At 53.1% G+C, this 23,518-nt stretch carries 17 protein-coding genes; 9 read left to right on the top strand and 8 right to left on the bottom strand.

Annotated features, from left to right (window positions below; all coding sequences use genetic code 11):
• Positions 1 to 14: 14 nt before the first annotated feature.
• Positions 15 to 3,332, top strand: coding sequence for a diguanylate cyclase (gene dgcE / locus AABJ99_RS08945; RefSeq protein ID WP_039021721.1), 3,318 nt, complete (start codon positions 15 to 17; stop codon positions 3,330 to 3,332).
• A gap of 109 nt (positions 3,333 to 3,441) precedes the next feature.
• Here dgcE and alkA read toward each other — a convergent pair whose 3' ends face one another.
• Entirely contained in the window at positions 3,442 to 4,290 is an 849-nt protein-coding gene (gene alkA / locus AABJ99_RS08940) for a DNA-3-methyladenine glycosylase 2 (RefSeq protein ID WP_039021722.1), read from the bottom strand.
• A gap of 133 nt (positions 4,291 to 4,423) precedes the next feature.
• On the opposite strand from alkA, the gene yegD reads away from it, so the two are divergent.
• Positions 4,424 to 5,776 (top strand): molecular chaperone, encoded by a 1,353-nt coding sequence (yegD, locus tag AABJ99_RS08935; RefSeq protein WP_039021723.1) that lies wholly within the window; start codon positions 4,424 to 4,426, stop codon positions 5,774 to 5,776.
• 12 nt (positions 5,777 to 5,788) lie between these two features.
• On the opposite strand, the gene yegI is transcribed toward yegD, so the two are convergent.
• Positions 5,789 to 7,735, bottom strand: coding sequence for a protein kinase YegI (yegI, locus tag AABJ99_RS08930; RefSeq protein WP_039021724.1), 1,947 nt, complete (start codon positions 7,733 to 7,735; stop codon positions 5,789 to 5,791).
• A gap of 200 nt (positions 7,736 to 7,935) precedes the next feature.
• Between yegI and yegJ the strand changes: the two genes are divergently transcribed.
• A complete protein-coding gene (gene yegJ, locus AABJ99_RS08925) occupies positions 7,936 to 8,397 on the top strand; it encodes a YegJ family protein (RefSeq protein ID WP_032303327.1) in 462 nt (153 codons plus the stop codon).
• Between the two features lie 64 nt (positions 8,398 to 8,461).
• Here yegJ and pphC read toward each other — a convergent pair whose 3' ends face one another.
• From pphC to AABJ99_RS08895, 6 genes are all read right to left on the bottom strand, one after another.
• A complete protein-coding gene (pphC, locus tag AABJ99_RS08920) occupies positions 8,462 to 9,223 on the bottom strand; it encodes a PP2C family serine/threonine-protein phosphatase (protein WP_039021725.1) in 762 nt (253 codons plus the stop codon).
• A complete protein-coding gene (yegL, locus tag AABJ99_RS08915) occupies positions 9,220 to 9,879 on the bottom strand; it encodes a vWA domain-containing protein (RefSeq protein WP_000003187.1) in 660 nt (219 codons plus the stop codon). The genes pphC and yegL overlap by 4 nt, the downstream gene beginning before the upstream one ends.
• Positions 9,880 to 10,253: 374 nt before the next feature.
• Positions 10,254 to 11,366 carry an IS4-like element IS421 family transposase gene (locus tag AABJ99_RS08910; protein WP_001300563.1) on the bottom strand — a complete coding sequence of 371 codons (1,113 nt, stop codon included), beginning with the start codon at positions 11,364 to 11,366 and terminating at the stop codon, positions 10,254 to 10,256.
• Positions 11,367 to 11,445: 79 nt separating this feature from the next.
• The gene (locus AABJ99_RS08905) at positions 11,446 to 11,502 is read right to left on the bottom strand and encodes a type I toxin-antitoxin system Ibs family toxin (RefSeq protein ID WP_100249772.1); all 57 of its coding nucleotides are present in this window, start codon (positions 11,500 to 11,502) and stop codon (positions 11,446 to 11,448) included.
• A 271-nt stretch (positions 11,503 to 11,773) separates the two neighbouring features.
• Positions 11,774 to 11,830 carry a type I toxin-antitoxin system Ibs family toxin gene (locus AABJ99_RS08900; RefSeq protein WP_100733667.1) on the bottom strand — a complete coding sequence of 19 codons (57 nt, stop codon included), beginning with the start codon at positions 11,828 to 11,830 and terminating at the stop codon, positions 11,774 to 11,776.
• A 271-nt stretch (positions 11,831 to 12,101) separates the two neighbouring features.
• Complete coding sequence (locus tag AABJ99_RS08895) at positions 12,102 to 12,158, bottom strand: type I toxin-antitoxin system Ibs family toxin (RefSeq protein ID WP_100249771.1); 57 nt, start codon at positions 12,156 to 12,158, stop codon at positions 12,102 to 12,104.
• A gap of 278 nt (positions 12,159 to 12,436) precedes the next feature.
• Between AABJ99_RS08895 and mdtA the strand changes: the two genes are divergently transcribed.
• Genes mdtA through baeR form a run of 6 tightly spaced genes read left to right on the top strand, consistent with a single transcriptional unit; the run spans position 12,437 to position 23,419 of the window.
• Positions 12,437 to 13,684 carry a multidrug efflux RND transporter subunit MdtA gene (mdtA, locus tag AABJ99_RS08890; protein ID WP_039021726.1) on the top strand — a complete coding sequence of 416 codons (1,248 nt, stop codon included), beginning with the start codon at positions 12,437 to 12,439 and terminating at the stop codon, positions 13,682 to 13,684.
• The gene (gene mdtB, locus AABJ99_RS08885) at positions 13,684 to 16,806 is read left to right on the top strand and encodes a multidrug efflux RND transporter permease subunit MdtB (protein WP_039021727.1); all 3,123 of its coding nucleotides are present in this window, start codon (positions 13,684 to 13,686) and stop codon (positions 16,804 to 16,806) included. The genes mdtA and mdtB overlap by 1 nt, the downstream gene beginning before the upstream one ends.
• On the top strand, positions 16,807 to 19,884 hold the full coding sequence (gene mdtC, locus AABJ99_RS08880) for a multidrug efflux RND transporter permease subunit MdtC (protein WP_000667531.1): 3,078 nt from the start codon (positions 16,807 to 16,809) through the stop codon (positions 19,882 to 19,884).
• The gene (gene mdtD, locus AABJ99_RS08875; RefSeq protein WP_176263271.1) at positions 19,885 to 21,300 is read left to right on the top strand and encodes an MFS transporter; all 1,416 of its coding nucleotides are present in this window, start codon (positions 19,885 to 19,887) and stop codon (positions 21,298 to 21,300) included.
• Entirely contained in the window at positions 21,297 to 22,700 is a 1,404-nt protein-coding gene (gene baeS / locus AABJ99_RS08870) for a two-component system sensor histidine kinase BaeS (RefSeq protein ID WP_000675173.1), read from the top strand. The genes mdtD and baeS overlap by 4 nt, the downstream gene beginning before the upstream one ends.
• Positions 22,697 to 23,419: a two-component system response regulator BaeR gene (baeR, locus tag AABJ99_RS08865; protein WP_039021729.1), complete on the top strand. Its 723-nt coding sequence runs from the start codon at positions 22,697 to 22,699 to the stop codon at positions 23,417 to 23,419. The genes baeS and baeR overlap by 4 nt, the downstream gene beginning before the upstream one ends.
• Positions 23,420 to 23,518: the final 99 nt, after the last annotated feature.

Genomic DNA, 23,518 nt, shown 5'->3' with positions numbered 1-23,518 from the left:
CGGATAAAGCGGTAATGAGCAAACAATCACAGCATGTATTAATTGCCCTGCCCCACCCGCTGCTTCACCTGGTCAGTTTAGGTTTAGTCTCGTTTATCTTTACCCTTTTCTCGCTTGAGCTTTCGCAGTTTGGCACCCAACTCGCCCCACTGTGGTTCCCGACGTCCATCATGATGGTGGCGTTTTATCGCCATGCCGGGCGCATGTGGCCGGGAATAGCGCTGAGCTGCTCGCTGGGAAATATCGCCGCATCCATCCTGCTTTTTTCCACCAGCTCGCTGAACATGACCTGGACGACCATCAATATTGTTGAAGCCGTGGTCGGGGCAGTGCTACTGCGTAAATTGCTGCCGTGGTATAACCCATTGCAAAATCTGGCTGACTGGCTGCGTCTGGCATTCGGCAGCGCCATTGTTCCACCTCTGTTAGGGGGTGTTCTGGTTGTCCTGCTGACGCCCGGAGACGATCCTCTCAGGGCATTTTTGATATGGGTACTGTCAGAATCCATCGGCGCCCTGGCACTGGTGCCGCTGGGATTGTTATTTAAACCACACTATCTGCTGCGCCATCGCAACCCAAGGTTGCTTTTTGAGTCGCTGCTCACGTTAGCCATCACACTGACGTTAAGCTGGCTTTCGATGCTGTATCTGCCGTGGCCTTTTACTTTCATTATTGTGCTGTTGATGTGGAGCGCCGTGCGCCTGCCACGAATGGAAGCCTTTTTGATCTTCCTTACCACGGTGATGATGGTGTCACTGATGATGGCCGCTGATCCCTCCCTGCTTGCTACGCCGCGTACATACCTGATGAGCCATATGCCGTGGCTACCGTTTTTGCTGATCCTGCTGCCCGCCAACATCATGACGATGGTGATGTATGCCTTTCGTGCGGAACGCAAACACATTTCCGAAAGCGAAACCCGCTTTCGGAACGCGATGGAATATTCCGCCATCGGCATGGCATTAGTGGGCACCGAGGGGCAATGGCTGCAATCCAACAAAGCGCTCTGCCAGTTTCTCGGTTACAGTCAGGAAGAACTGCGCGGACTTACCTTTCAGCAACTGACCTGGCCGGAGGATCTCAATAAAGATCTGCAACAGGTTGAAAAGCTGATAAGCGGTGAAATAAACACCTATTCAATGGAAAAACGCTACTACAACCGCAATGGCGATGTTGTCTGGGCGTTGCTTGCCGTCTCACTAGTGCGCCACACCGATGGTACGCCGCTCTATTTTATCGCTCAGATTGAAGACATTAACGAGCTAAAACGCACCGAACAGGTGAACCAGCAACTGATGGAGCGCATCACGCTGGCTAACGAAGCGGGCGGGATTGGCATCTGGGAGTGGGAGCTAAAGCCGAATATTTTTAGCTGGGATAAGCGGATGTTCGAGCTGTATGAAATTCCTCCGCATATCAAACCGAACTGGCAGGTGTGGTACGAGTGCGTGCTGCCGGAAGATCGCCAGCACGCCGAAAAAGTGATTCGCGATTCATTGCAATCGCGCTCTCCCTTTAAACTGGAATTTCGCATTACCGTGAAAGACGGTATTCGCCATATCCGCGCCCTCGCCAACCGGGTACTGAATAAAGAAGGCGAAGTCGAACGCCTGCTCGGCATTAATATGGATATGACCGAAGTGAAACAGCTTAACGAGGCATTGTTTCAGGAAAAAGAGCGCCTGCACATTACGCTGGATTCCATCGGCGAAGCCGTGGTCTGTATTGACATGGCGATGAAAATTACCTTTATGAATCCGGTGGCGGAGAAGATGAGCGGCTGGACGCAGGAAGAAGCGTTAGGTGTTCCGCTCCTGACGGTGTTGCATATTACTTTTGGCGACAACGGGCCATTAATGGAGAACATTTACAGTGCCGACACCTCACGTTCTGCGATTGAACAAGATGTGGTGTTGCACTGCCGGAGCGGCGGCAGCTACGACGTGCATTACAGTATTACGCCGTTAAGTACTCTGGACGGCAGCAATATAGGCTCGGTTCTGGTGATTCAGGACGTCACCGAATCACGCAAAATGCTGCGCCAGCTGAGCTACAGCGCCTCCCATGATGCACTGACGCATCTCGCCAATCGCGCCAGTTTTGAGAAGCAACTACGCATCCTGCTGCAAACGGTAAACAGTACACATCAGCGACATGCCCTGGTGTTTATCGATCTTGATCGCTTTAAAGCGGTGAATGACAGCGCCGGACACGCCGCTGGCGACGCTTTGTTGCGCGAACTGGCGTCATTGATGCTGAGTATGCTGCGCTCCAGCGACGTGCTGGCGCGACTCGGTGGCGATGAATTTGGTCTGCTGCTGCCAGATTGTAATGTCGAAAGTGCGCGTTTTATCGCTACACGCATTATCAGCGCCGTGAATGACTATCACTTTATATGGGAAGGACGTGTACATCGGGTAGGTGCCAGTGCCGGGATTACCTTGATTGATGACAACAATCATCAGGCGGTTGAAGTGATGTCGCAGGCTGACATCGCCTGTTATGCCTCCAAAAATGGTGGCCGCGGCCGGGTGACAGTTTACGAACCGCAGCAAGCTGACGCACATATCGAACGGGCGGCGATGTCGATTGATGAACAGTGGCGGATGATTAAAGAGAATCAGTTGATGATGATCGCCCACGGCGTCGCTTCGCCACGGATCCCGGAAGCGCGTAATTTGTGGTTGATATCACTAAAACTCTGGGGTTGCGAAGGCGAGATTTTTGATGAACAAACATTTCGTCGTAGCTTCGGTGATGCGGCGCTTAACCATGCTCTTGACCGCCGGGTACTCCATGAATTTTTCCAGCAGACCGCAAAAGCGATTGCCAGTAAAGGCTTAAGCATCGCCCTCCCCCTTTCTGTTGCCGGTTTGAGTAGCGCCTCGCTGGTGAATGAACTGCTTGAGCAGCTGGAAAATAGCCCTCTACCACCACGGTTATTACATCTGATTATTCCGGCAGAAGCGGTTATCGATCACGCAGAAAGCGTGCAAAAACTGCGGCTGGCCGGTTGCAGGATCGTACTCAGCCAGGTGGGTCGCGATCTGCAAATTTTCAACACGCTGAAAGCGAATATGGCAGATTACCTGCTACTTGACGGTGAGCTATGCGCCAGCGTGCAGGGTAATTTGATGGATGAGATGCTGATTACGATTATTCAGGGGCACGCTCAGCGACTCGGGGTGAAGACTATCGCCGGGCCAGTTGTTTTACCCTTAGTGATGGATACGCTTTCTGGCATCGGCGTCGATCTGATTTATGGCGATGTGATTGCCGATGCCCAACCGCTGGATTTGCTGGTGAATAGCAGTTATTTCGCGATTAACTGAGGGAGCGTTTGCCCATTGCCTGATGCGACGCTAACGCGTCTTATCATGCCTACAAATCGCTCATTCCCCAGGCCGGATAAGGCGCTCGCACCGCATCCGGCGACCAACGTCATGCTTCGTCTGGTTGCCAGCCTTCCGTATACCAGATATGCAACAGCGCATAAGAACGCCAGGGCTTCCAGCGTTCGGCATAACGGCGGATTTGTGCCGGTGTCATTCCCGGAAATCGCTGTTTAATCAGATAATCATCCGGCAGGAAAACATCTTTCGCCTGCCAACCACGTAAGGCGAAATAATTCGCCGTCCAGCGCCCGATACCCGGAAAAGTTTGCAGCGTTTTCATCGCTTGTTCTACGTCGCTCGGTATTGTCATTGGTAAGGTGCCCTCCAGCGCCGCATTTGCCAGATGAATCAGTGCCTCTGCCCGTTTCAACGGCATACCTAACGCTTTTAATGCCTGCGGGTCGGCTGCAGCCAGCCGCTGAGGCGTGGGGAAGCAGACATAATCAGGAAAATCATCCAGCCGTTCGCCATAAAGCTGTGCCACTCTGGCGGTCAATTTTGCCGCCATCGCCACGCTCACCAGTTGGCCTAAAATCGCCCGCACGCCCTGCTCAAAAGCATCAACACAACCAGGTAAACGCAATCCGGGCCGCGCTGCGCCTAATTCGCCCAACGCCCCATTAACAATCTGCGGGTTACATTGCAGATCAAACAGGCGGCTCATTTTCACCAGACACTCAGCGGCAACAGGTTCTAAACCTGCACTTAAATTTATGTGCAGAGTAAGGCTGGCTATATCCGGAATAGCAGTCACCACGCCGCGATATTCGCCCACCGCCAGACTACGGGCATAATAATCGTCCGCAACCGTTTCAACACCGCTCACCGCACGGGCGGCGAGAAATCCCAACATCCACGACCAGTCATATGGCGGCTGCCAGTTCAGGGTATACATCGCTTCTCCTTGTTTATCCGCTTTCAGCATAAACGTTATTCAGACGCTGCGCTTTGCTTTCATATTCCGGTTGTCGCGACGGCAACATTTCGCTAAAGTCACGCCCCTTCTTCACCGGCATGGGGATTATTTCGTGTTTATTGGTTTTGATTACGGTACAGCAAACTGTTCAGTGGCGGTCATGCGTGACGGTAAACCGCATTTGCTAAAAATGGAAAACGACAGCACGCTGCTGCCTTCAATGCTTTGCGCGCCAACGCGTGAAGCGGTAAGCGAATGGCTGTACCGCCATCATGATGTTCCGGCAGACGACAATGAAACGCAGGCGCTGTTACGTCGGGCGATTCGTTATAACCGCGAAGAAGATATCGATGTCACGGCGAAAAGCGTGCAGTTCGGTCTTTCCTCACTGGCGCAGTACATTGATGATCCGGAAGAAGTGTGGTTTGTGAAATCACCAAAATCGTTCCTCGGTGCCAGCGGCTTAAAACCGCAGCAGGTGGCGCTGTTTGAGGATCTGGTCTGCGCAATGATGCTGCATATTCGCCAACAGGCGCAGGCGCAATTGCCAGAAGCGATTACCCAGGCGGTGATTGGTCGCCCGATCAACTTCCAGGGGCTGGGCGGCGATGAAGCAAACGCCCAGGCACAAGGGATTCTGGAGCGCGCAGCAAAGCGTGCCGGGTTTAAGGATGTGGTATTCCAGTACGAGCCGGTGGCGGCTGGGCTGGATTACGAAGCCACCTTGCAGGAAGAAAAACGGGTGCTGGTGGTAGATATTGGTGGTGGTACGACTGACTGTTCTTTACTGCTAATGGGGCCACAGTGGCGTTCGCGCCTCGATCGTGAAGCCAGCCTGCTGGGTCACAGTGGTTGCCGTATTGGCGGTAACGATCTGGATATCGCACTGGCGTTTAAAAATCTGATGCCATTACTGGGCATGGGTGGCGAAACTGAAAAAGGCATCGCCCTGCCGATCCTGCCGTGGTGGAATGCGGTTGCCATCAACGATGTACCAGCGCAGAGTGATTTCTACAGTAGTGCTAACGGTCGTCTGCTTAACGACCTGGTACGCGACGCCCGCGAACCGGAGAAAGTGTCCCTGTTACAGAAAGTCTGGCGTCAGCGTTTAAGTTATCGGCTGGTACGCAGCGCGGAAGAGAGCAAAATCGCCCTTTCCAGCGCAGCGGAAACCCGCGCATCGCTGCCATTTATCAGCGATGAACTGGCAACGCTGATTAGCCAACAAGGGCTGGAAAACGCCCTCAGTCAGCCGCTGGCGCGAATTCTGGAACAGGTGCAACTGGCGCTGGATAACGCCCAGGAAAAACCGGATGTCATCTATCTGACTGGTGGTAGCGCCCGATCGCCGCTGATTAAAAAAGCGCTGGCAGAACAGTTGCCGGGCATTCCGATTGCAGGCGGCGATGACTTTGGGTCGGTTACCGCCGGGCTGGCACGTTGGGCAGAAGTGGTGTTTCGTTAATTGAAAAATGGCTCAGCAGCGGCTTAAATCAGCCTGAGCCTGAGCCAGTTTCTCCGCTGCCTGACGTAATGGTTCCATCAACGGCATGGTCCGTGCTGGAGCATGAAGGCGGAATCGCTGCAACTCTGTCGCACCGACAGTCAACGCCGATTCCAGCCGATGTCGTTTGGCGGTCATTTTCGCCATTACCGCTTGTCTGTCTGCTGGCGTTATCGCTTCATTCGGCCTGAACACAAAACGGCGTTCGCAACTCGCTTTCCAGTCGATAACCGCCTGGGTCAGATGATCACCAAAACCTTTAACTTGCTTAACGCTCCGTCGGGTAACGTCTGCCGCCGTTTCAATACCAAAGGACCGTAACGCCGCTTTACGCGCAGGGCCAACGCCGGGAATAGAGGCAACATCAATAAAAAATCCCTCCAGAAACTTCTGCTTCTGCCGTTCCCTTGCGTTGTCCTGAAGTGCTGCCAGATCGCGCTTTTCTTCTTCCGGTAAACCAAGAATTTCGTCCTTCATTTTTTCGAGCATCGTCCGTTTGGCGATAAAACCTTCCAGCCCGCCCAACTGTTGGATCTGGCTGACTAAATGGTCATAGTCCATTTTTGCGCGATTAAACGCCTCACGGCGTTGCTGGATTTCTGCTTTGTACGCTTTGCTTGTCAGGCTGCCAATAATCCAGATAGCCGCCAGCACAGGCACCAAAATAATATAACGCGGTTCTGCCTGAAGACCGCAAAGCAACAGCGATAACGCTGACAGTGTGATCTCAATCAGAATAATGTATTCACGCCGTAACAGGCCTAAAGGAAGCGGCCTGCCAGCTGGTTGGAAATGATCGGGTAATGGTAACTGTAGTGCTGGCGGTGCTACTGACGCCATCACCATCGCCCAGACTTTCGCCAGCACAAAATCACCGACGGTGGTAATCACCTCTTCGCCAAGATCAATAAAATAGATAACGCCTTGATTATCCAGTGTACACCACGGGCAGTCGGTTAAATGACCAGGGTAAACATGCATTGCCGAAACGGTACATTTCTTTAACTGTTGGCGTAGTAAATCAAGTGCCGCAACCCACGCTTTTGCCGTCGGACGCCCAGTTGCCACGCCACTTTCCGTGAATGCCTGCTGAAACATGGCTTCAACATCGCCCGGTAACATCGACAGCGGAATAGATCGTGGCGGCGGTTTTAAACCACGTCTCTGATTGTCTGACGCGTAGGCATAACGAAAATGGGCAATATCCGTCTCCAGCGCATTACCCGCATCAGAGATAAGCGGCACACCAGAATAAGGATGCCGCCCACCAAACAAGACGTGAAAAATCAGCAATGCAAGGCCAAAATTATCGTGATTTTCTGTGCGTTCAAAGCCAACAAATGACGACAAGGTTTGCAGCTCTGGCGGCGTAAAATGCGACACGCCGACTTCGCATAAATGCAGTGTGCCATTGGCGTTAATCTGAAAGGAGTCACTATCGATCAACACCACTTTGCTGTCGCGGCCTACCATAAAGCTGTTCTGGTTTACGTCGCCCACGACGTGCCCGTGCTCGTGAACCGTAGCAAAAGATGAAGCAATATTGCGCGCAACATAGAGTAGAAAATCCCACGCGCAATGAGGGTAACTCTGACGACGATGTGCCGGGCTATAGATCATATGAATTGGTTCTTTACCTGAAACCTTCGGCATCATAAAACCGATAACCTTCCCACCTCGTCCACTATGAAGCGTTGCCTGCGGCCAGGCGACATAATTCAGCAACTGCGCGTCAGCTGTCGCAGCCATAAAGGCAAGTTTGTCCTGTTTTAAGGCGGGTGGCGGCGTGTGATAAATCTTGGCAACGCTATCGACAAACTCCTCGATATCATAAACCGCGCCTTCGCCGCCTTTGCCCAGTTCACGCCCGAGAGTGGTCAATTCACCTGTCGATGTAAATACTTTTATATTTGTCTTCATAATGTTTCAAGGGCAGTTATATTATATTTCTATGAATAATAACACTGTCCATTATAATTATTTCTATATTGGAAGAGTCCCACTCAAGAATAAAAATGATAATGCAATTTCATCAGGATACAATTCAATTCCAACCTGATAATGATTCACTTCCACAGGTTTTTTGCTAACTTTTACTACACAGGGATTCTGGAGAAAAAATGAAAAAGATATTACTTATGTTGAGTCTGCTATTTTTTACTACCGCAAGCTATTGTGAGATTTCGGATACGTTAGTGACAGGAGGTTATGATAAAAAGGCGATGTCTGACGCCATTCAACATGCGCGGAAAGAAACCGATCAATTCATCGAAGTTATGAATAAAAAAGATGCTGATACTTTCGCAGTCAAAGCCCCGATAACCGATCGCGGAGAAACCGAGCATTTCTGGCTCACGGATGTCACTTATTCTAACGGCATGTTTATTGGTATAATAAGCAATGACCCTGGTATTGTTACAAACGTAGAATATGGCCAGGAGTGGAAAATCAAGAAAGAAGATATTTCAGACTGGATGTATACGCGCGGGGATAAAATTTACGGTGGTTATACCATTGATCCTTTATTGGTCACCTATCCAAAAGAAGAAGCCGACGAGCTAAGAGCAAAATTAGTTCGCTAGCCAGCCATTATATTGATTGCTTAAACTGGCGGTTGAACCGTTGTCTTCAACCGCCATGCGATGTTCATTCTGTCCACATAGCCAGTGCTAACGTTTTATCATCATCGGTACGCTCGTTTACCGCTGGGCTGGACAAAAACTGCTTTAACAATTCAGGTAATAAATCGAGTTGTTCCTGCGTTGCTGACGCCAGTCCATTGAAAAACGGGGTAAAGAAAGGCACATGCGGAGAATTATCCAGCATATTTAACGCCAGTCTCTGAATACCATCCGTAAATGCTGCAACTCTATGCGCACGCTCAGTGCTGGTGAAAGTTTCCAGTCTGGAAACGGCATCTTCATCGGTAATGAAATGCGTCATGTTGGCATATTCACCCACCATCGGCGTGAGCGGCAATTGCAGACCGTGACCCAAATCTACCACCACGCCACCATCGCCAATCTGCATAATCAATGTGCCGTTAGGTGATGAAATCAGTCCCAGAAATGTGCAGGCAAAATCACGAACCGCTAATTCTTTGGCCTCTGCCTCGGCAAAAAGTCGCTGACGAATAGTCAGTACAATATCCGTGGCGAGGACATCATTAAGCTCCAATTCCCCACCCTGCACTTTTTGCGATATATAAGCCATCGCTTCATTGACGGCAAGCTTCGCACCTTCGCCTCCCTGCGAGACGCTGCCTGCGCCATCAGCGACAAATACCGACAATAATGGCTGCTGGTCTTCTAGCCAGGCAACCTGCATCTGGCAGGCATCCTGGCAAGACAAGTCAGCGCTGATGTGCGACGTTCCAACGGCTGATGCATAAACCAGACGCCAGCTCACACTGACGTCCAGCCTTTTGGCGCTTCCAGTACAACTTCCGTTCCCGGCGTGGAGCGGGAAACCGAACGCAGCGAACTGGATAACCAGCTAAACAGTTCGCGGAATTGTAATCCTTGAAGAGGCAAAGGCTGACGAACGCTGATTTGGGCCAGCGTCTTCATATCCGCCCCCTGAACACCGATGGAAAAGAAGGCAAACTTCTTATCTTCTTCCCCCTGAAACACCTTGTTGGCAGCAGCCTGCCACTCATCGGTTGGTGCGCCATCGGTAATCAGGAAAATCCACGGACGATAATAGGAAATACCATTGGCTCGATACTCACGTTTGCGCTCCTCAACCATATCCAGGGCTTTGGTAATGGCGGCCCCCATTGGTGTATCGCCCTGGGCAAACAGGATGGGCGGGAAAAAATTAGCGGCGCTGGTAAATGGTTGTTCCACATGCACCGGGCCGAACGTCACAATACCGAGTTCCACTCTTTTTAAGGCCAGCGAATCGGCAAGCAGCTCATCGCGAAAGGTAACCAATCCGGCGTTAAGTTCATTAATAGGTCTACCACTCATCGAACCAGAAACATCCAACAGCAAAATGCAGGGGCAACGTGGTTCCGGGTTACTGGCAAAATCGCTGGTGGCAAACGTGATTTGTTCGCTCATAAGAAATCCTTTCTTAGAGAATTATTGAGGTCCGGTATCATACCGACTGCAATAATGAAATAAGAGCAGGCAAAGCAACTTTCAGAATTCGGCCCATAAGCACAGAGGGTTTTGCTATTCGCTCCGCAAGAACGTGGACTTACAGATTGACAATAAGGGTGGAGTAACATAACTTCAGGAGTGAGGGTAGAGCGGGGTTTCCCCATAAGCGCTAACTTAAGGGTTGAACCATCTGAAGAATGCGACGCCTCGGTGCCTCGTTAAGACGATGCCTCGCGTTCTTCAATTGCGTTTTGTAGGCTGTCAGGGATACTGTCCCACGAATGGCCACCTGTAAGCTCCAGATGACCATTTTTGTTATTCTCCACAACGAGTTAGTTCTTCTTTTCGGATCCGGCACTTCTGGGGGGGAAATCCAGCGATGGCTGGATTATGTCGTCAATTAAAAATGCGGCGAGTAGATTAGCAAATATCCACGCTTTCGCGAGTTCAGGTTCCTTTGCACGCAAAGCATCCAGGTGCAGCAAACTTTTGAGCCGCTTAAAAGCCAGTTCAATTTGCCATCGCAGACGGTAACAATCAGCCACTTGCTCTGCTGAATATTCATCTTCCGGTAATGATGTTAGCAATAGCACATGGCCCGCTGCTTCCAGCGTTTCCGCCTGAACTACTCGTCCTTTTCGACGATTCTCGCTGAGCAGTCGGGTTTTACTGATTAATGCTTTTTCGGGAGGAAGTGATACGGCAATGAGACGTGCCGGAAAGGGAGCTCCGGCTTTTTTATTACCTGAATTGCCTATCATTACAGTGGTTTCACCGTTCTTACCGCAATCCAGCCCGCGCAGAAAACCCATCATGTCAAAGCGCATTCCTTCTGCAGTTAACCAGCGCAATCCTCGCCAGTGAACCCGGACGATATAATCAGCTTCTCCAAAAGCAAGTGAGCGGATACATTCGGGACGCGAACCGAATCCCCGGTCAGCAATGCGTATCTCGTCTGCCGTTTGCGCAAATCGGTCCAGCCGTTCAGCGTCTCTGCTGTCGGTTAGCTCAAAATCAGTGAACTGACAGGTATGAGGATCATATCCCATATGTAGTCGCCATTCAGCGCTGCCGCCCCCGGGCGCACTGATTGCTGTTCCATCGACAAGACGCAATCTCTTTCCGCTTGTACAACCCGTAACTGCGGCGCGTACAGCAAGTGTTTGTGCGGCAAGTATGCCAAACCAGTCGGCGGCATTCCGCAGCCGCTTCAGGAGAGCCACGTCAGATAATGTTGCAACGTCATGGAGCTGAGCCCATGCAGTGACTTCACGTAATGACATCCCCCCGGGGCCGTAAGCCAGCCCCAGACGTAGCAGAGTTGCAGCATCACGAATTTCGCGGCGGCGGGTTAGAGCCCCGGCATTACGTGCCGAAGTATCCAGTTCTTCGGGCTTACCAATATGGGCCAGAATTGCTGACCAGTTATCGTGAGAGTAATTCATCGGCACGTTAAATCATATCAGGCGTAATACCACAACCCTTAAGTTAGCGCTTATGGGGGTTTCCCCCGCCCTGGTAGTCTTAGTAAGCTGGCCAGCTAATAACTAAGAGCACCACGATGATGAGTAGCTTCATCATGACCCTTTCCTTATTTAAGGCCCCTTCCTCGGGAGGGGCTTTCCCGTTTCAGCGTCCCGCTGAAATCGGCGGCCTACCTCCTTTCGCCATGCAAGCAGTCTATCGCTAACTTGCAGATAAAATAGTTTCACATGTGATTATTGCGTAACGTCTCGCAAAGAATATTTGCTGGCAGGATCGCAGACTACAAAGCCTGCGGATTGACAATCTGATTGTGAAGGCATACTTTCAGGAGTGAGGGTAGAGCGGGGTTTCCCCCGCCCTGGTAGTCTTAGTAAGCCGGTAAGCTAATGACTAAGAGCACCACGATGATGAGTATCTTCATCATGACCCTTTCCTTATTTAAGGCCCCTTCCTCGGGAGGGGCTTTCCCGTTTCAGCGTCCCACTGAAATCGTCGGCTTACCTCCTTTCGCCCTGAATGCAGTCTATCGCTAACGCGTAGATAAAATAGTTTCATCTGTGATTATTGCGTAACGACTCGCAAAGAATATTTGCTAGCAGGATCGCAGACTGCAAAGCCTGCGGATTGACATTCTGACCGTGAAGGCATATTTTCAGGAGTGAGGGTAGAGCGGGGTTTCCCCCGCCCTGGTAGTCTTAGTAAGCTGGGTAGCTAACGACTAAGAGCACCACGATGATGAGTATCTTCATCATGACCCTTTCCTTATTTAAGGCCCCTTCCTCGGGAGGGGCTTTCCCGTTTCAGCGTCCCGCTGAAATCGTCGGCCTACCTCCTTTTGCCCTTAATGCAGTCTATCGCTAACGCGTAGATAAAATAGTTTCCTGTGTTATTACTGGATGCGTGCTCGCAAAAGTGCCCGTCATTCAGACGATTCCCGACAGTGTTTCATAATTCCTCCATTTTTCTCCCTTATTGGCTGGCTACACTAGTATCATTCCGCGAAACGTTTCAGGAAGAGAAACTCTTAACGATGAAAGGCAGTTATAAATCCCGTTGGGTAATCGTAATCGTGGTGGTTATCGCCGCCATCGCCGCTTTCTGGTTCTGGCAAGGCCGCAATGAATCCCAGAGCGCAGCGCCAGGTGCGACGAAGCAAGCACAGCAGTCGCCAGCCGGTGGCCGCCGTGGTATGCGTTCCGGCCCATTGGCCCCGGTTCAGGCAGCAACTGCCGTGGAACAGGCGGTTCCGCGTTACCTCTCCGGGCTTGGTACGATTACCGCTGCTAACACCGTTACGGTGCGCAGTCGCGTAGATGGTCAACTGATGGCATTACATTTCCAGGAGGGTCAGCAGGTCAAAGCAGGCGATTTACTGGCAGAAATTGACCCCAGCCAGTTCAAAGTTGCATTAGCACAAGCTCAGGGGCAACTGGCAAAAGATAAAGCCACACTAGCCAACGCCCGCCGTGATTTAGCGCGTTATCAGCAACTGGCAAAAACCAATCTCGTCTCCCGTCAGGAACTGGATGCCCAACAGGCGCTGGTCAGTGAAACCGAAGGTACCATTAAGGCTGATGAAGCGAGCGTCGCCAGTGCGCAGCTGCAACTCGACTGGAGCCGCATCACCGCACCAGTCGATGGTCGCGTTGGTCTCAAGCAGGTTGATGTTGGTAACCAAATCTCCAGTGGTGATACCACCGGGATTGTGGTGATCACCCAGACGCATCCTATCGATTTGCTCTTTACCCTGCCGGAAAGCGATATCACTACCGTAGTACAGGCGCAAAAAGCCGGAAAACCGTTGGTGGTTGAAGCCTGGGATCGCACCAACTCGAAGAAATTAAGTGAAGGCACGCTGTTAAGTCTCGATAACCAAATCGATGCCACTACCGGTACGATTAAAGTGAAAGCACGCTTTAATAATCAGGATGATGCGCTGTTTCCCAATCAGTTTGTTAACGCGCGTATGTTAGTCGACACCGAACAAAATGCCGTGGTGATCCCCACCGCCGCCCTACAAATGGGCAACGAAGGCCATTTTGTCTGGGTACTGAATAGCGAAAACAAAGTCAGCAAACATCTGGTGACGCCGGGTATTCAGGACAGTCAGAAAGTGGTGATCCGCGCGGGGATTTCCGCGGGCGATCGCGTAGTGACAGACGGCATTGATCGCCTGACTGAAGGGGCGAAAGTGGAAGTGGTGGAAGCTCAGAGCGCCACTGCACCGGAAGAGAAAGCCACCAGCCGCGAATACGCGAAAAAAGGAGCGCGTTCCTGATGCAGGTGTTACCCCCGAGCAGCACAGGCGGTCCGTCGCGCCTGTTTATTATGCGTCCTGTTGCCACCACGCTGCTGATGGTGGCGATCTTACTCGCCGGGATTATCGGATATCGCGCCCTGCCCGTTTCGGCGCTACCGGAAGTGGACTATCCGACCATTCAGGTGGTCACGCTCTACCCTGGCGCCAGCCCGGATGTCATGACCTCTGCCGTTACCGCACCGCTCGAACGCCAGTTCGGGCAGATGTCCGGCCTGAAACAGATGTCGTCGCAAAGTTCCGGCGGCGCGTCAGTTATCACTTTGCAGTTCCAGCTAACATTACCGCTGGATGTCGCCGAGCAGGAAGTGCAGGCCGCGATTAACGCCGCCACTAACCTGTTGCCGAGCGATCTGCCTAACCCTCCGGTATACAGCAAAGTGAATCCGGCAGATCCGCCGATCATGACGCTTGCCGTCACATCAACCGCCATGCCGATGACGCAAGTGGAAGATATGGTGGAAACCCGCGTCGCGCAGAAGATCTCGCAGATTTCCGGCGTCGGGCTGGTGACGCTTTCCGGCGGTCAGCGTCCGGCTGTTCGCGTCAAACTTAACGCCCAGGCGATTGCCGCCCTCGGCCTGACCAGCGAAACCGTGCGCACCGCCATTACCGGTGCTAACGTTAACTCGGCTAAAGGTAGCCTCGACGGCCCTTCCCGCGCGGTCACCCTTTCCGCGAACGACCAGATGCAATCCGCCGAAGAGTATCGCCAGCTAATTATTGCCTACCAGAACGGCGCGCCGATTCGTCTTGGTGATGTCGCAACCGTTGAACAAGGCGCAGAAAACAGTTGGCTTGGCGCATGGGCGAACAAAGAACAGGCCATTGTGATGAATGTTCAGCGCCAGCCTGGTGCTAACATTATCTCCACCGCCGACAGCATCCGGCAGATGCTGCCACAGCTCACCGAGAGTCTGCCGAAATCGGTAAAAGTGACGGTACTTTCCGATCGCACTACCAATATCCGCGCATCGGTCAACGATACCCAGTTTGAATTGATGATGGCTATCGCGCTGGTAGTCATGATTATCTACCTGTTTTTGCGCAATATTCCGGCGACTATCATTCCTGGTGTCGCCGTGCCGCTGTCGTTAATTGGCACCTTTGCGGTTATGGTGTTTCTCGATTTTTCAATCAATAACCTGACGCTGATGGCGTTAACTATCGCCACCGGATTCGTGGTCGATGACGCCATCGTGGTGATCGAAAACATTTCCCGCTATATCGAAAAAGGCGAAAAACCGTTGGCGGCGGCGCTCAAGGGCGCGGGTGAAATCGGCTTTACCATTATCTCGCTGACCTTCTCACTGATTGCGGTGTTGATCCCACTGCTGTTTATGGGCGATATCGTCGGGCGACTGTTCCGCGAATTTGCTATTACTCTGGCCGTCGCGATTTTGATCTCAGCCGTGGTGTCTCTGACCCTGACACCGATGATGTGCGCGCGGATGCTCAGCCAGGAGTCGCTGCGTAAACAGAACCGCTTCTCCCGGGCCTCGGAAAAAATGTTCGACAGGATAATTGCCGCCTATGGTCGTGGACTTACGAAAGTGCTGAATCATCCGTGGCTGACTTTAAGCGTAGCGCTCAGCACGCTGCTGCTGAGCGTTCTCTTATGGGTGTTCATTCCGAAAGGTTTCTTCCCTGTACAGGACAACGGCATTATTCAGGGCACTTTGCAGGCACCGCAGTCCAGCTCCTTTGCCAATATGGCCCAGCGGCAACGCCAGGTCGCGGATGTGATTTTGCAGGATCCGGCAGTGCAAAGTCTGACCTCATTTGTTGGCGTTGATGGCACTAACCCATCACTGAACAGTGCGCGTTTACAAATCAACCTCAAACCGCTGGATGAACGTGATGACCGGGTGCAAAAAGTTATCTCCCGTCTACAATCGGCGGTCGATAAAGTGCCGGGTGTCGATCTCTTCCTTCAACCAACGCAGGATCTGACTATCGATACTCAGGTCAGCCGCACCCAGTACCAGTTTACCTTGCAGGCCACATCGCTGGATGCGCTCAGCACCTGGGTGCCGCAACTCGTGGAAAAACTCCAGCAGCTGCCACAGCTTTCTGATGTCTCCAGTGACTGGCAGGACAAAGGGCTGGTGGCGTATGTCAATGTTGATCGCGACAGCGCCAGCCGTCTGGGGATCAGCATGGCGGACGTCGATAACGCCCTGTACAACGCGTTTGGTCAGCGACTGATTTCCACCATTTATACTCAGGCTAACCAGTATCGCGTGGTGCTGGAGCACAATACCGAAAATACCCCAGGGCTTGCGGCGCTGGATACCATTCGCCTGACCAGCAGCGACGGTGGCGTGGTGCCGTTAAGCTCAATTGCCAAAATTGAGCAGCGTTTTGCGCCGCTCTCCATCAACCATCTGGATCAGTTCCCGGTAACGACCATCTCCTTTAACGTGCCAGATAACTATTCGCTGGGCGATGCGGTGCAGGCGATTATGGACACCGAAAAGACGCTGAATCTGCCGGTGGATATCACCACGCAGTTCCAGGGTAGCACCCTCGCCTTCCAGTCGGCATTGGGCAGCACTGTCTGGCTGATTGTCGCGGCAGTGGTGGCGATGTACATCGTGCTCGGCATTCTGTACGAGAGCTTTATTCACCCGATCACCATTCTCTCGACGTTGCCAACGGCAGGTGTTGGCGCACTGCTGGCGTTGCTGATTGCCGGTAGCGAACTGGATGTGATCGCCATCATCGGCATTATTTTGCTGATCGGTATTGTGAAGAAAAACGCCATCATGATGATCGACTTCGCGCTGGCTGCCGAGCGCGAGCAAGGCATGTCGCCGCGCGATGCAATTTACCAGGCCTGTTTGCTGCGTTTTCGTCCGATCCTGATGACCACTCTGGCGGCACTGCTTGGCGCGCTGCCGCTGATGTTGAGCACCGGAGTCGGCGCGGAACTACGTCGTCCGTTAGGCATCGGCATGGTCGGCGGCCTGATTGTTAGCCAGGTGCTGACGCTGTTCACCACGCCGGTGATTTATCTGCTGTTCGACCGCCTGGCATTGTGGACCAAAAGTCGCTTTGTCCGTCATGAAGAGGAGGCGTAAGTGAAGTTTTTTGCCCTCTTCATTTACCGCCCGGTGGCGACGATTTTACTGTCGGTCGCCATTACCCTGTGCGGCATACTGGGTTTCCGTATGCTGCCGGTCGCCCCGCTGCCGCAGGTCGATTTTCCGGTGATTATGGTCAGCGCCTCGCTGCCCGGTGCATCACCGGAGACAATGGCGTCTTCCGTCGCCACGCCGCTGGAGCGCTCACTTGGGCGCATCGCCGGGGTCAGTGAAATGACCTCCAGCAGTTCGCTCGGCAGCACGCGTATTATTTTGCAGTTTGATTTTGATCGGGATATCAACGGCGCAGCGCGCGATGTGCAGGCGGCGATCAACGCTGCACAAAGTTTGCTGCCCAGTGGGATGCCCAGCCGTCCGACCTATCGCAAAGCGAACCCGTCGGATGCGCCAATTATGATCCTCACGCTGACATCCGATACTTATTCGCAGGGTGAACTGTACGATTTTGCCTCGACGCAGTTGGCTCCGACGATTTCGCAAATCGACGGTGTCGGTGATGTCGATGTTGGCGGCAGCTCACTGCCCGCCGTGCGCGTCGGGCTGAATCCGCAGGCGCTGTTTAATCAGGGCGTCTCGCTGGACGATGTGCGCACTGCCATCAGCAATGCCAACGTGCGTAAACCGCAGGGGGCGCTGGAAGATGGCACTCACCGCTGGCAGATCCAGACTAACGATGAACTGAAAACCGCCGCTGAATATCAGCCGCTGATTATTCATTACAACAACGGCGGCGCGGTTCGTCTGGGCGATGTAGCGACGGTGACCGACTCAGTGCAGGATGTGCGCAACGCCGGGATGACCAACGCTAAACCGGCTATTTTGTTGATGATCCGCAAACTGCCGGAAGCCAATATTATCCAGACGGTAGACAGCATCCGGGCGAAATTACCGGAGCTACAGGAGACCATTCCGGCGGCGATTGATCTGCAAATTGCCCAGGATCGTTCTCCCACCATTCGCGCCTCGCTGGAAGAAGTCGAGCAAACGCTGATTATCTCGGTGGCGCTGGTAATTCTGGTGGTGTTTTTATTCCTGCGCTCGGGTCGCGCCACCATTATTCCCGCCGTTGCGGTGCCGGTTTCGCTGATTGGTACGTTTGCGGCGATGTATCTGTGTGGTTTCAGTCTCAATAATCTTTCGTTAATGGCGCTGACCATCGCTACAGGCTTTGTGGTGGATGACGCCATCGTGGTGCTGGAAAACATTGCCCGTCATCTGGAAGCGGGAATGAAACCGTTGCAAGCCGCACTGCAAGGTACCCGCGAAGTCGGCTTTACAGTGCTGTCGATGAGTCTGTCACTGGTGGCGGTGTTCCTGCCGCTGCTGCTGATGGGCGGATTGCCAGGACGCCTGTTACGCGAATTTGCCGTGACGCTTTCTGTCGCCATTGGTATTTCGTTGCTGGTTTCTCTGACGTTAACGCCGATGATGTGCGGCTGGATGCTAAAAGCCAGCAAGCCGCGCGAGCAAAAGCGACTGCGTGGTTTTGGTCGCATGTTGGTTGCTCTGCAACAAGGCTACGGCAAGTCGCTGAAATGGGTGCTCAATCATACCCGTCTGGTGGGCGTGGTGCTGCTTGGCACCATTGCTTTGAATATCTGGCTGTATATCTCGATCCCGAAAACCTTCTTCCCGGAGCAGGACACCGGCGTGTTGATGGGCGGGATACAGGCGGATCAGAGTATTTCGTTTCAGGCGATGCGCGGTAAGTTGCAGGATTTTATGAAAATTATCCGTGACGATCCGGCAGTGGATAATGTCACCGGCTTTACCGGTGGCTCGCGGGTGAACAGTGGGATGATGTTTATCACTCTCAAACCACGCGACGAGCGCAGCGAAACGGCGCAGCAAATTATCGACCGTCTGCGGGTGAAGCTGGCGAAAGAACCGGGGGCGAATCTGTTCCTGATGGCGGTACAGGATATTCGCGTTGGCGGACGTCAGTCGAACGCCAGCTATCAGTACACGTTGTTATCCGACGACCTGGCGGCGCTGCGCGAATGGGAGCCGAAAATCCGCAAAAAACTGGCAACGTTACCGGAACTGGCGGACGTGAATTCCGACCAGCAGGATAACGGCGCGGAGATGAATCTGGTTTACGACCGCGACACTATGGCACGACTGGGAATCGACGTGCAGGCCGCCAACAGCCTGTTGAATAACGCCTTCGGGCAGCGGCAAATCTCGACCATTTACCAGCCGATGAACCAGTATAAAGTGGTGATGGAAGTGGATCCGCGCTATACCCAGGACATCAGTGCACTGGAAAAAATGTTCGTCATTAATAACGAAGGAAAAGCGATCCCTCTGTCATATTTCGCTAAATGGCAACCGGCGAATGCCCCGCTGTCGGTGAATCATCAGGGATTATCGGCGGCCTCGACCATCTCGTTTAACCTGCCGACCGGGAAATCGCTCTCGGACGCCAGTGCGGCGATCGACCGCGCAATGACCCAGCTTGGTGTGCCTTCGACGGTGCGTGGCAGTTTTGCCGGAACAGCGCAGGTATTCCAGGAGACGATGAACTCGCAGGTAATCCTGATTATCGCAGCCATCGCCACGGTGTATATCGTGCTGGGTATCCTTTACGAGAGTTACGTGCATCCACTGACGATTCTCTCCACCCTGCCCTCGGCGGGCGTTGGGGCGCTGCTGGCGCTGGAGCTATTCAATGCCCCGTTCAGCCTAATCGCCCTGATAGGGATCATGCTATTAATCGGCATCGTGAAGAAAAACGCCATTATGATGGTCGATTTTGCGCTCGAAGCCCAACGGCACGGTAACCTGACGCCGCAGGAAGCTATTTTCCAGGCCTGTCTGCTGCGTTTTCGCCCGATTATGATGACTACCCTGGCGGCGCTGTTTGGTGCGCTGCCACTGGTGTTGTCGGGCGGTGACGGCTCGGAGCTGCGCCAACCCCTGGGGATCACCATTGTCGGCGGTCTGGTAATGAGCCAGCTCCTGACGCTGTATACCACGCCAGTGGTGTATCTCTTCTTCGACCGTCTGCGGCTGCGTTTTTCGCGTAAACCTAAACAAACGGTAACCGAGTAAATGACAGATCTTCCCGACAGCACCCGCTGGCAATTGTGGATTGTGGCTTTCGGCTTCTTTATGCAGTCGCTGGACACCACCATCGTAAACACCGCCCTTCCCTCAATGGCGCAAAGCCTTGGGGAAAGTCCGTTGCATATGCACATGGTCATTGTCTCTTATGTACTGACCGTGGCGGTGATGCTGCCCGCCAGCGGCTGGCTGGCGGACAAAGTCGGCGTGCGCAATATTTTCTTTACCGCCATCGTGCTGTTTACTCTCGGTTCACTGTTTTGCGCGCTTTCCGGCACGCTGAACGAACTGTTGCTGGCACGCGCGTTACAGGGCGTTGGCGGCGCGATGATGGTGCCGGTCGGCAGGTTGACGGTGATGAAAATTGTACCGCGCGAGCAATATATGGCGGCGATGACCTTTGTTACGCTGCCCGGGCAAGTCGGTCCGCTGCTTGGTCCGGCGCTCGGCGGCCTGCTGGTGGAATACGCGTCCTGGCACTGGATCTTTTTGATCAACATTCCGGTAGGGATTATCGGTGCGATCGCCACGCTGATGTTAATGCCAAACTACACCATGCAGACGCGGCGTTTCGATCTCTCCGGTTTTTTGTTGCTGGCGGTCGGCATGGCGGTATTAACGCTGGCGCTGGATGGCAGTAAAGGCACGGGACTTTCACCGCTGGCGATTGCCGGACTGGCAGCGATTGGCGTGGTGGCACTGGTGCTTTATCTGCTGCACGCCAGAAACAACAACCGCGCCCTGTTCAGTCTGAAACTGTTCCGCACTCGTACCTTTTCGCTGGGCCTGGCGGGGAGCTTTGCCGGACGTATCGGCAGTGGCATGTTGCCCTTTATGACACCGGTTTTCTTACAGATTGGCCTCGGTTTCTCGCCGTTCCATGCCGGACTGATGATGATCCCGATGGTGCTCGGCAGCATGGGAATGAAGCGAATTGTAGTGCAGGTGGTGAATCGCTTTGGCTACCGTCGGGTACTGGTGGCGACCACACTGGGCCTGTCGCTGGTCACCCTGCTGTTTATGACTACCGCTCTGCTGGGCTGGTACTACGTTTTGCCGTTCGTCCTGTTTTTACAAGGAATGGTCAACTCGACACGTTTCTCCTCCATGAACACCCTGACGCTGAAAGATCTACCAGACAATCTGGCGAGCAGCGGCAACAGCCTGCTGTCGATGATTATGCAATTATCAATGAGTATCGGTGTCACCATCGCCGGGCTGTTGCTGGGGCTTTTTGGTTCACAGCATGTCAGCGTAGACAGCAGCACCACACAAACCGTCTTTATGTACACCTGGCTTAGCATGGCGTTTATCATCGCCCTTCCGGCGTTTGTCTTTGCCAGAGTGCCAAACGATACGCATCAAAATGTCGCTATTTCACGGCGAAAAAGGAGCGCGCAATGAAGTTCTGGCGACCCGGTATTACCGGCAAACTGTTTCTGGCGATTTTCGCCACCTGCATTGTCTTATTGATCACGATGCACTGGGCGGTACGTATCAGTTTTGAGCGCGGCTTTATCGATTACATCAAGCATGGTAATGAACAACGGCTGCAAATGCTCGGCGATGCGCTTGGTGAGCAGTACGCCCAGCACGGGAACTGGCGCTTCCTGCGTAATAACGATCGCTTTGTATTTCAGATCCTACGTTCGCTGGAGCATGATAACAACGAAGATAAGCCCGGCCCCGGTATGCCGCCACACGGTTGGCGCACGCAATTCTGGGTGGTTGATCAAAACAACAAAGTGCTGGTTGGCCCGCGAGCACCGATTCCACCAGACGGCACACGGCGGCCCATTATGGTCAATGGGGCGGAAGTGGGTGCGGTGATCGCCTCCCCTGTTGAACGACTGACCCGCAATACCGATATCAATTTTGACAGACAACAGAGGCAAACCAGTTGGCTGATTGTCGCTTTATCTACCTTGTTAGCGGCGCTGGCGACATTCCCACTGGCGCGCGGTTTGCTGGCTCCGGTCAAACGACTGGTGGACGGTACACACAAACTGGCAGCGGGCGATTTCACTACTCGCGTGACGCCCACCAGTGAAGATGAATTGGGCAAACTGGCGCAAGACTTCAACCAGCTCGCCAGCACGCTGGAGAAAAACCAACAGATGCGCCGCGATTTTATGGCCGATATCTCCCACGAGCTGCGCACACCTTTAGCGGTACTGCGCGGCGAACTGGAAGCTATTCAGGATGGCGTGCGTAAATTCACCCCGGAGACGGTGGCTTCTTTACAGGCAGAGGTCGGTACACTGACCAAACTGGTGGATGATCTTCATCAATTGTCGATGTCTGATGAAGGCGCTCTCGCCTACCAGAAATCGTCGGTGGATCTGATCCCGCTACTGGAAGTCGCGGGTGGCGCATTTCGTGAGCGTTTCGCCAGCCGCGGGCTGAAACTGCAATTTTCCCTGCCAGACAGCATTACCGTATTTGGCGATCGCGATCGTTTAATGCAGTTGTTCAATAACTTACTGGAAAACAGCCTGCGCTATACCGACAGCGGCGGCAGCCTGCATATCTCTGCCGAGCAACATGACAAAACGGTGCGTCTGACCTTTGCCGACAGTGCACCGGGCGTTAGTGACGATCAACTGCAAAAATTGTTTGAGCGTTTTTATCGCACCGAAGGTTCCCGCAACCGTGCCAGCGGCGGTTCCGGCCTGGGGCTGGCGATTTGTCTTAACATTGTTGAAGCACATAATGGTCGCATTGTTGCCGCTCATTCGCCTTTTGGCGGGGTAAGCATTACAGTAGAGTTACCGCTGGAACGGGATTTACAGAGAGAAGTATGACCGAGTTACCAATCGACGAAAACACGCCACGTATTTTGATCGTGGAAGATGAACCGAAGCTGGGGCAGTTGCTTATTGATTATCTGCTTGCTGCGAGCTATGCGCCGACGCTTATCAGCCACGGCGATCAGGTACTGCCGTATGTGCGCCAGACACCACCGGATCTGATCCTGTTGGATCTGATGCTCCCTGGCACCGATGGCCTGACGTTGTGTCGGGAGATTCGTCGTTTTTCTGACATTCCGATCGTGATGGTGACAGCAAAAATCGAAGAGATCGACCGCCTGCTCGGGCTGGAGATTGGCGCAGATGATTATATCTGTAAGCCGTACAGTCCACGGGAAGTGGTAGCGCGCGTCAAAACCATTTTGCGCCGTTGCAAACCGCAGCGCGAGTTGCAGCAACAGGATGCCGAAAGCCCGTTGATTATCGACGAAGGTCGTTTTCAGGCTTCATGGCGCGGTAAAATGCTTGACCTGACGCCTGCGGAATTTCGTCTGCTGAAAACACTCTCTCATGAACCAGGAAAAGTGTTCTCCCGCGAGCAATTGCTCAATCATCTTTATGACGACTACCGCGTAGTAACTGACCGCACCATCGACAGCCACATTAAAAACCTGCGTCGCAAGCTGGAAGCTCTGGACGAAGAGCAGTCTTTTATCCGCGCCGTCTACGGTGTCGGTTATCGCTGGGAAGCCGACGCCTGCCGCATCGTTTAACATTTTTACCTGCCGGAGAAGGCATTCACGCCACATCCGGCAGCATTATCCCGCGCATTGTCGGCTATCTGACATTATCTCTCCGCCCTGGCAAGCACC

Origin of the sequence: Escherichia coli, from assembly GCF_036503815.1 — a bacterium.
GTDB classification, from domain to species: domain Bacteria; phylum Pseudomonadota; class Gammaproteobacteria; order Enterobacterales; family Enterobacteriaceae; genus Escherichia; species Escherichia coli_F.
Note: the sequence above shows the minus strand (reverse complement) of the source record. Positions and strands in the feature narration are given on the sequence as shown.

Bases quoted from the DNA above. Each gene is read 5' to 3' on its own strand.
- mdtB (WP_039021727.1), top strand. From the start codon at position 13,684: ATGCAGGTGTTACCCCCGAGCAGCACAGGCGGTCCGTCGCGCCTGTTT.
- alkA (WP_039021722.1), bottom strand. From the start codon at position 4,290: ATGTATACCCTGAACTGGCAGCCGCCATATGACTGGTCGTGGATGTTG.
- mdtD (WP_176263271.1), top strand. From the start codon at position 19,885: ATGACAGATCTTCCCGACAGCACCCGCTGGCAATTGTGGATTGTGGCT.
- mdtA (WP_039021726.1), top strand. From the start codon at position 12,437: ATGAAAGGCAGTTATAAATCCCGTTGGGTAATCGTAATCGTGGTGGTT.
- yegI (WP_039021724.1), bottom strand. From the start codon at position 7,735: ATGAAGACAAATATAAAAGTATTTACATCGACAGGTGAATTGACCACT.
- yegL (WP_000003187.1), bottom strand. From the start codon at position 9,879: ATGAGCGAACAAATCACGTTTGCCACCAGCGATTTTGCCAGTAACCCG.
- AABJ99_RS08910 (WP_001300563.1), bottom strand. From the start codon at position 11,366: ATGAATTACTCTCACGATAACTGGTCAGCAATTCTGGCCCATATTGGT.
- yegJ (WP_032303327.1), top strand. From the start codon at position 7,936: ATGAAAAAGATATTACTTATGTTGAGTCTGCTATTTTTTACTACCGCA.
- baeS (WP_000675173.1), top strand. From the start codon at position 21,297: ATGAAGTTCTGGCGACCCGGTATTACCGGCAAACTGTTTCTGGCGATT.
- dgcE (WP_039021721.1), top strand. From the start codon at position 15: ATGAGCAAACAATCACAGCATGTATTAATTGCCCTGCCCCACCCGCTG.
- baeR (WP_039021729.1), top strand. From the start codon at position 22,697: ATGACCGAGTTACCAATCGACGAAAACACGCCACGTATTTTGATCGTG.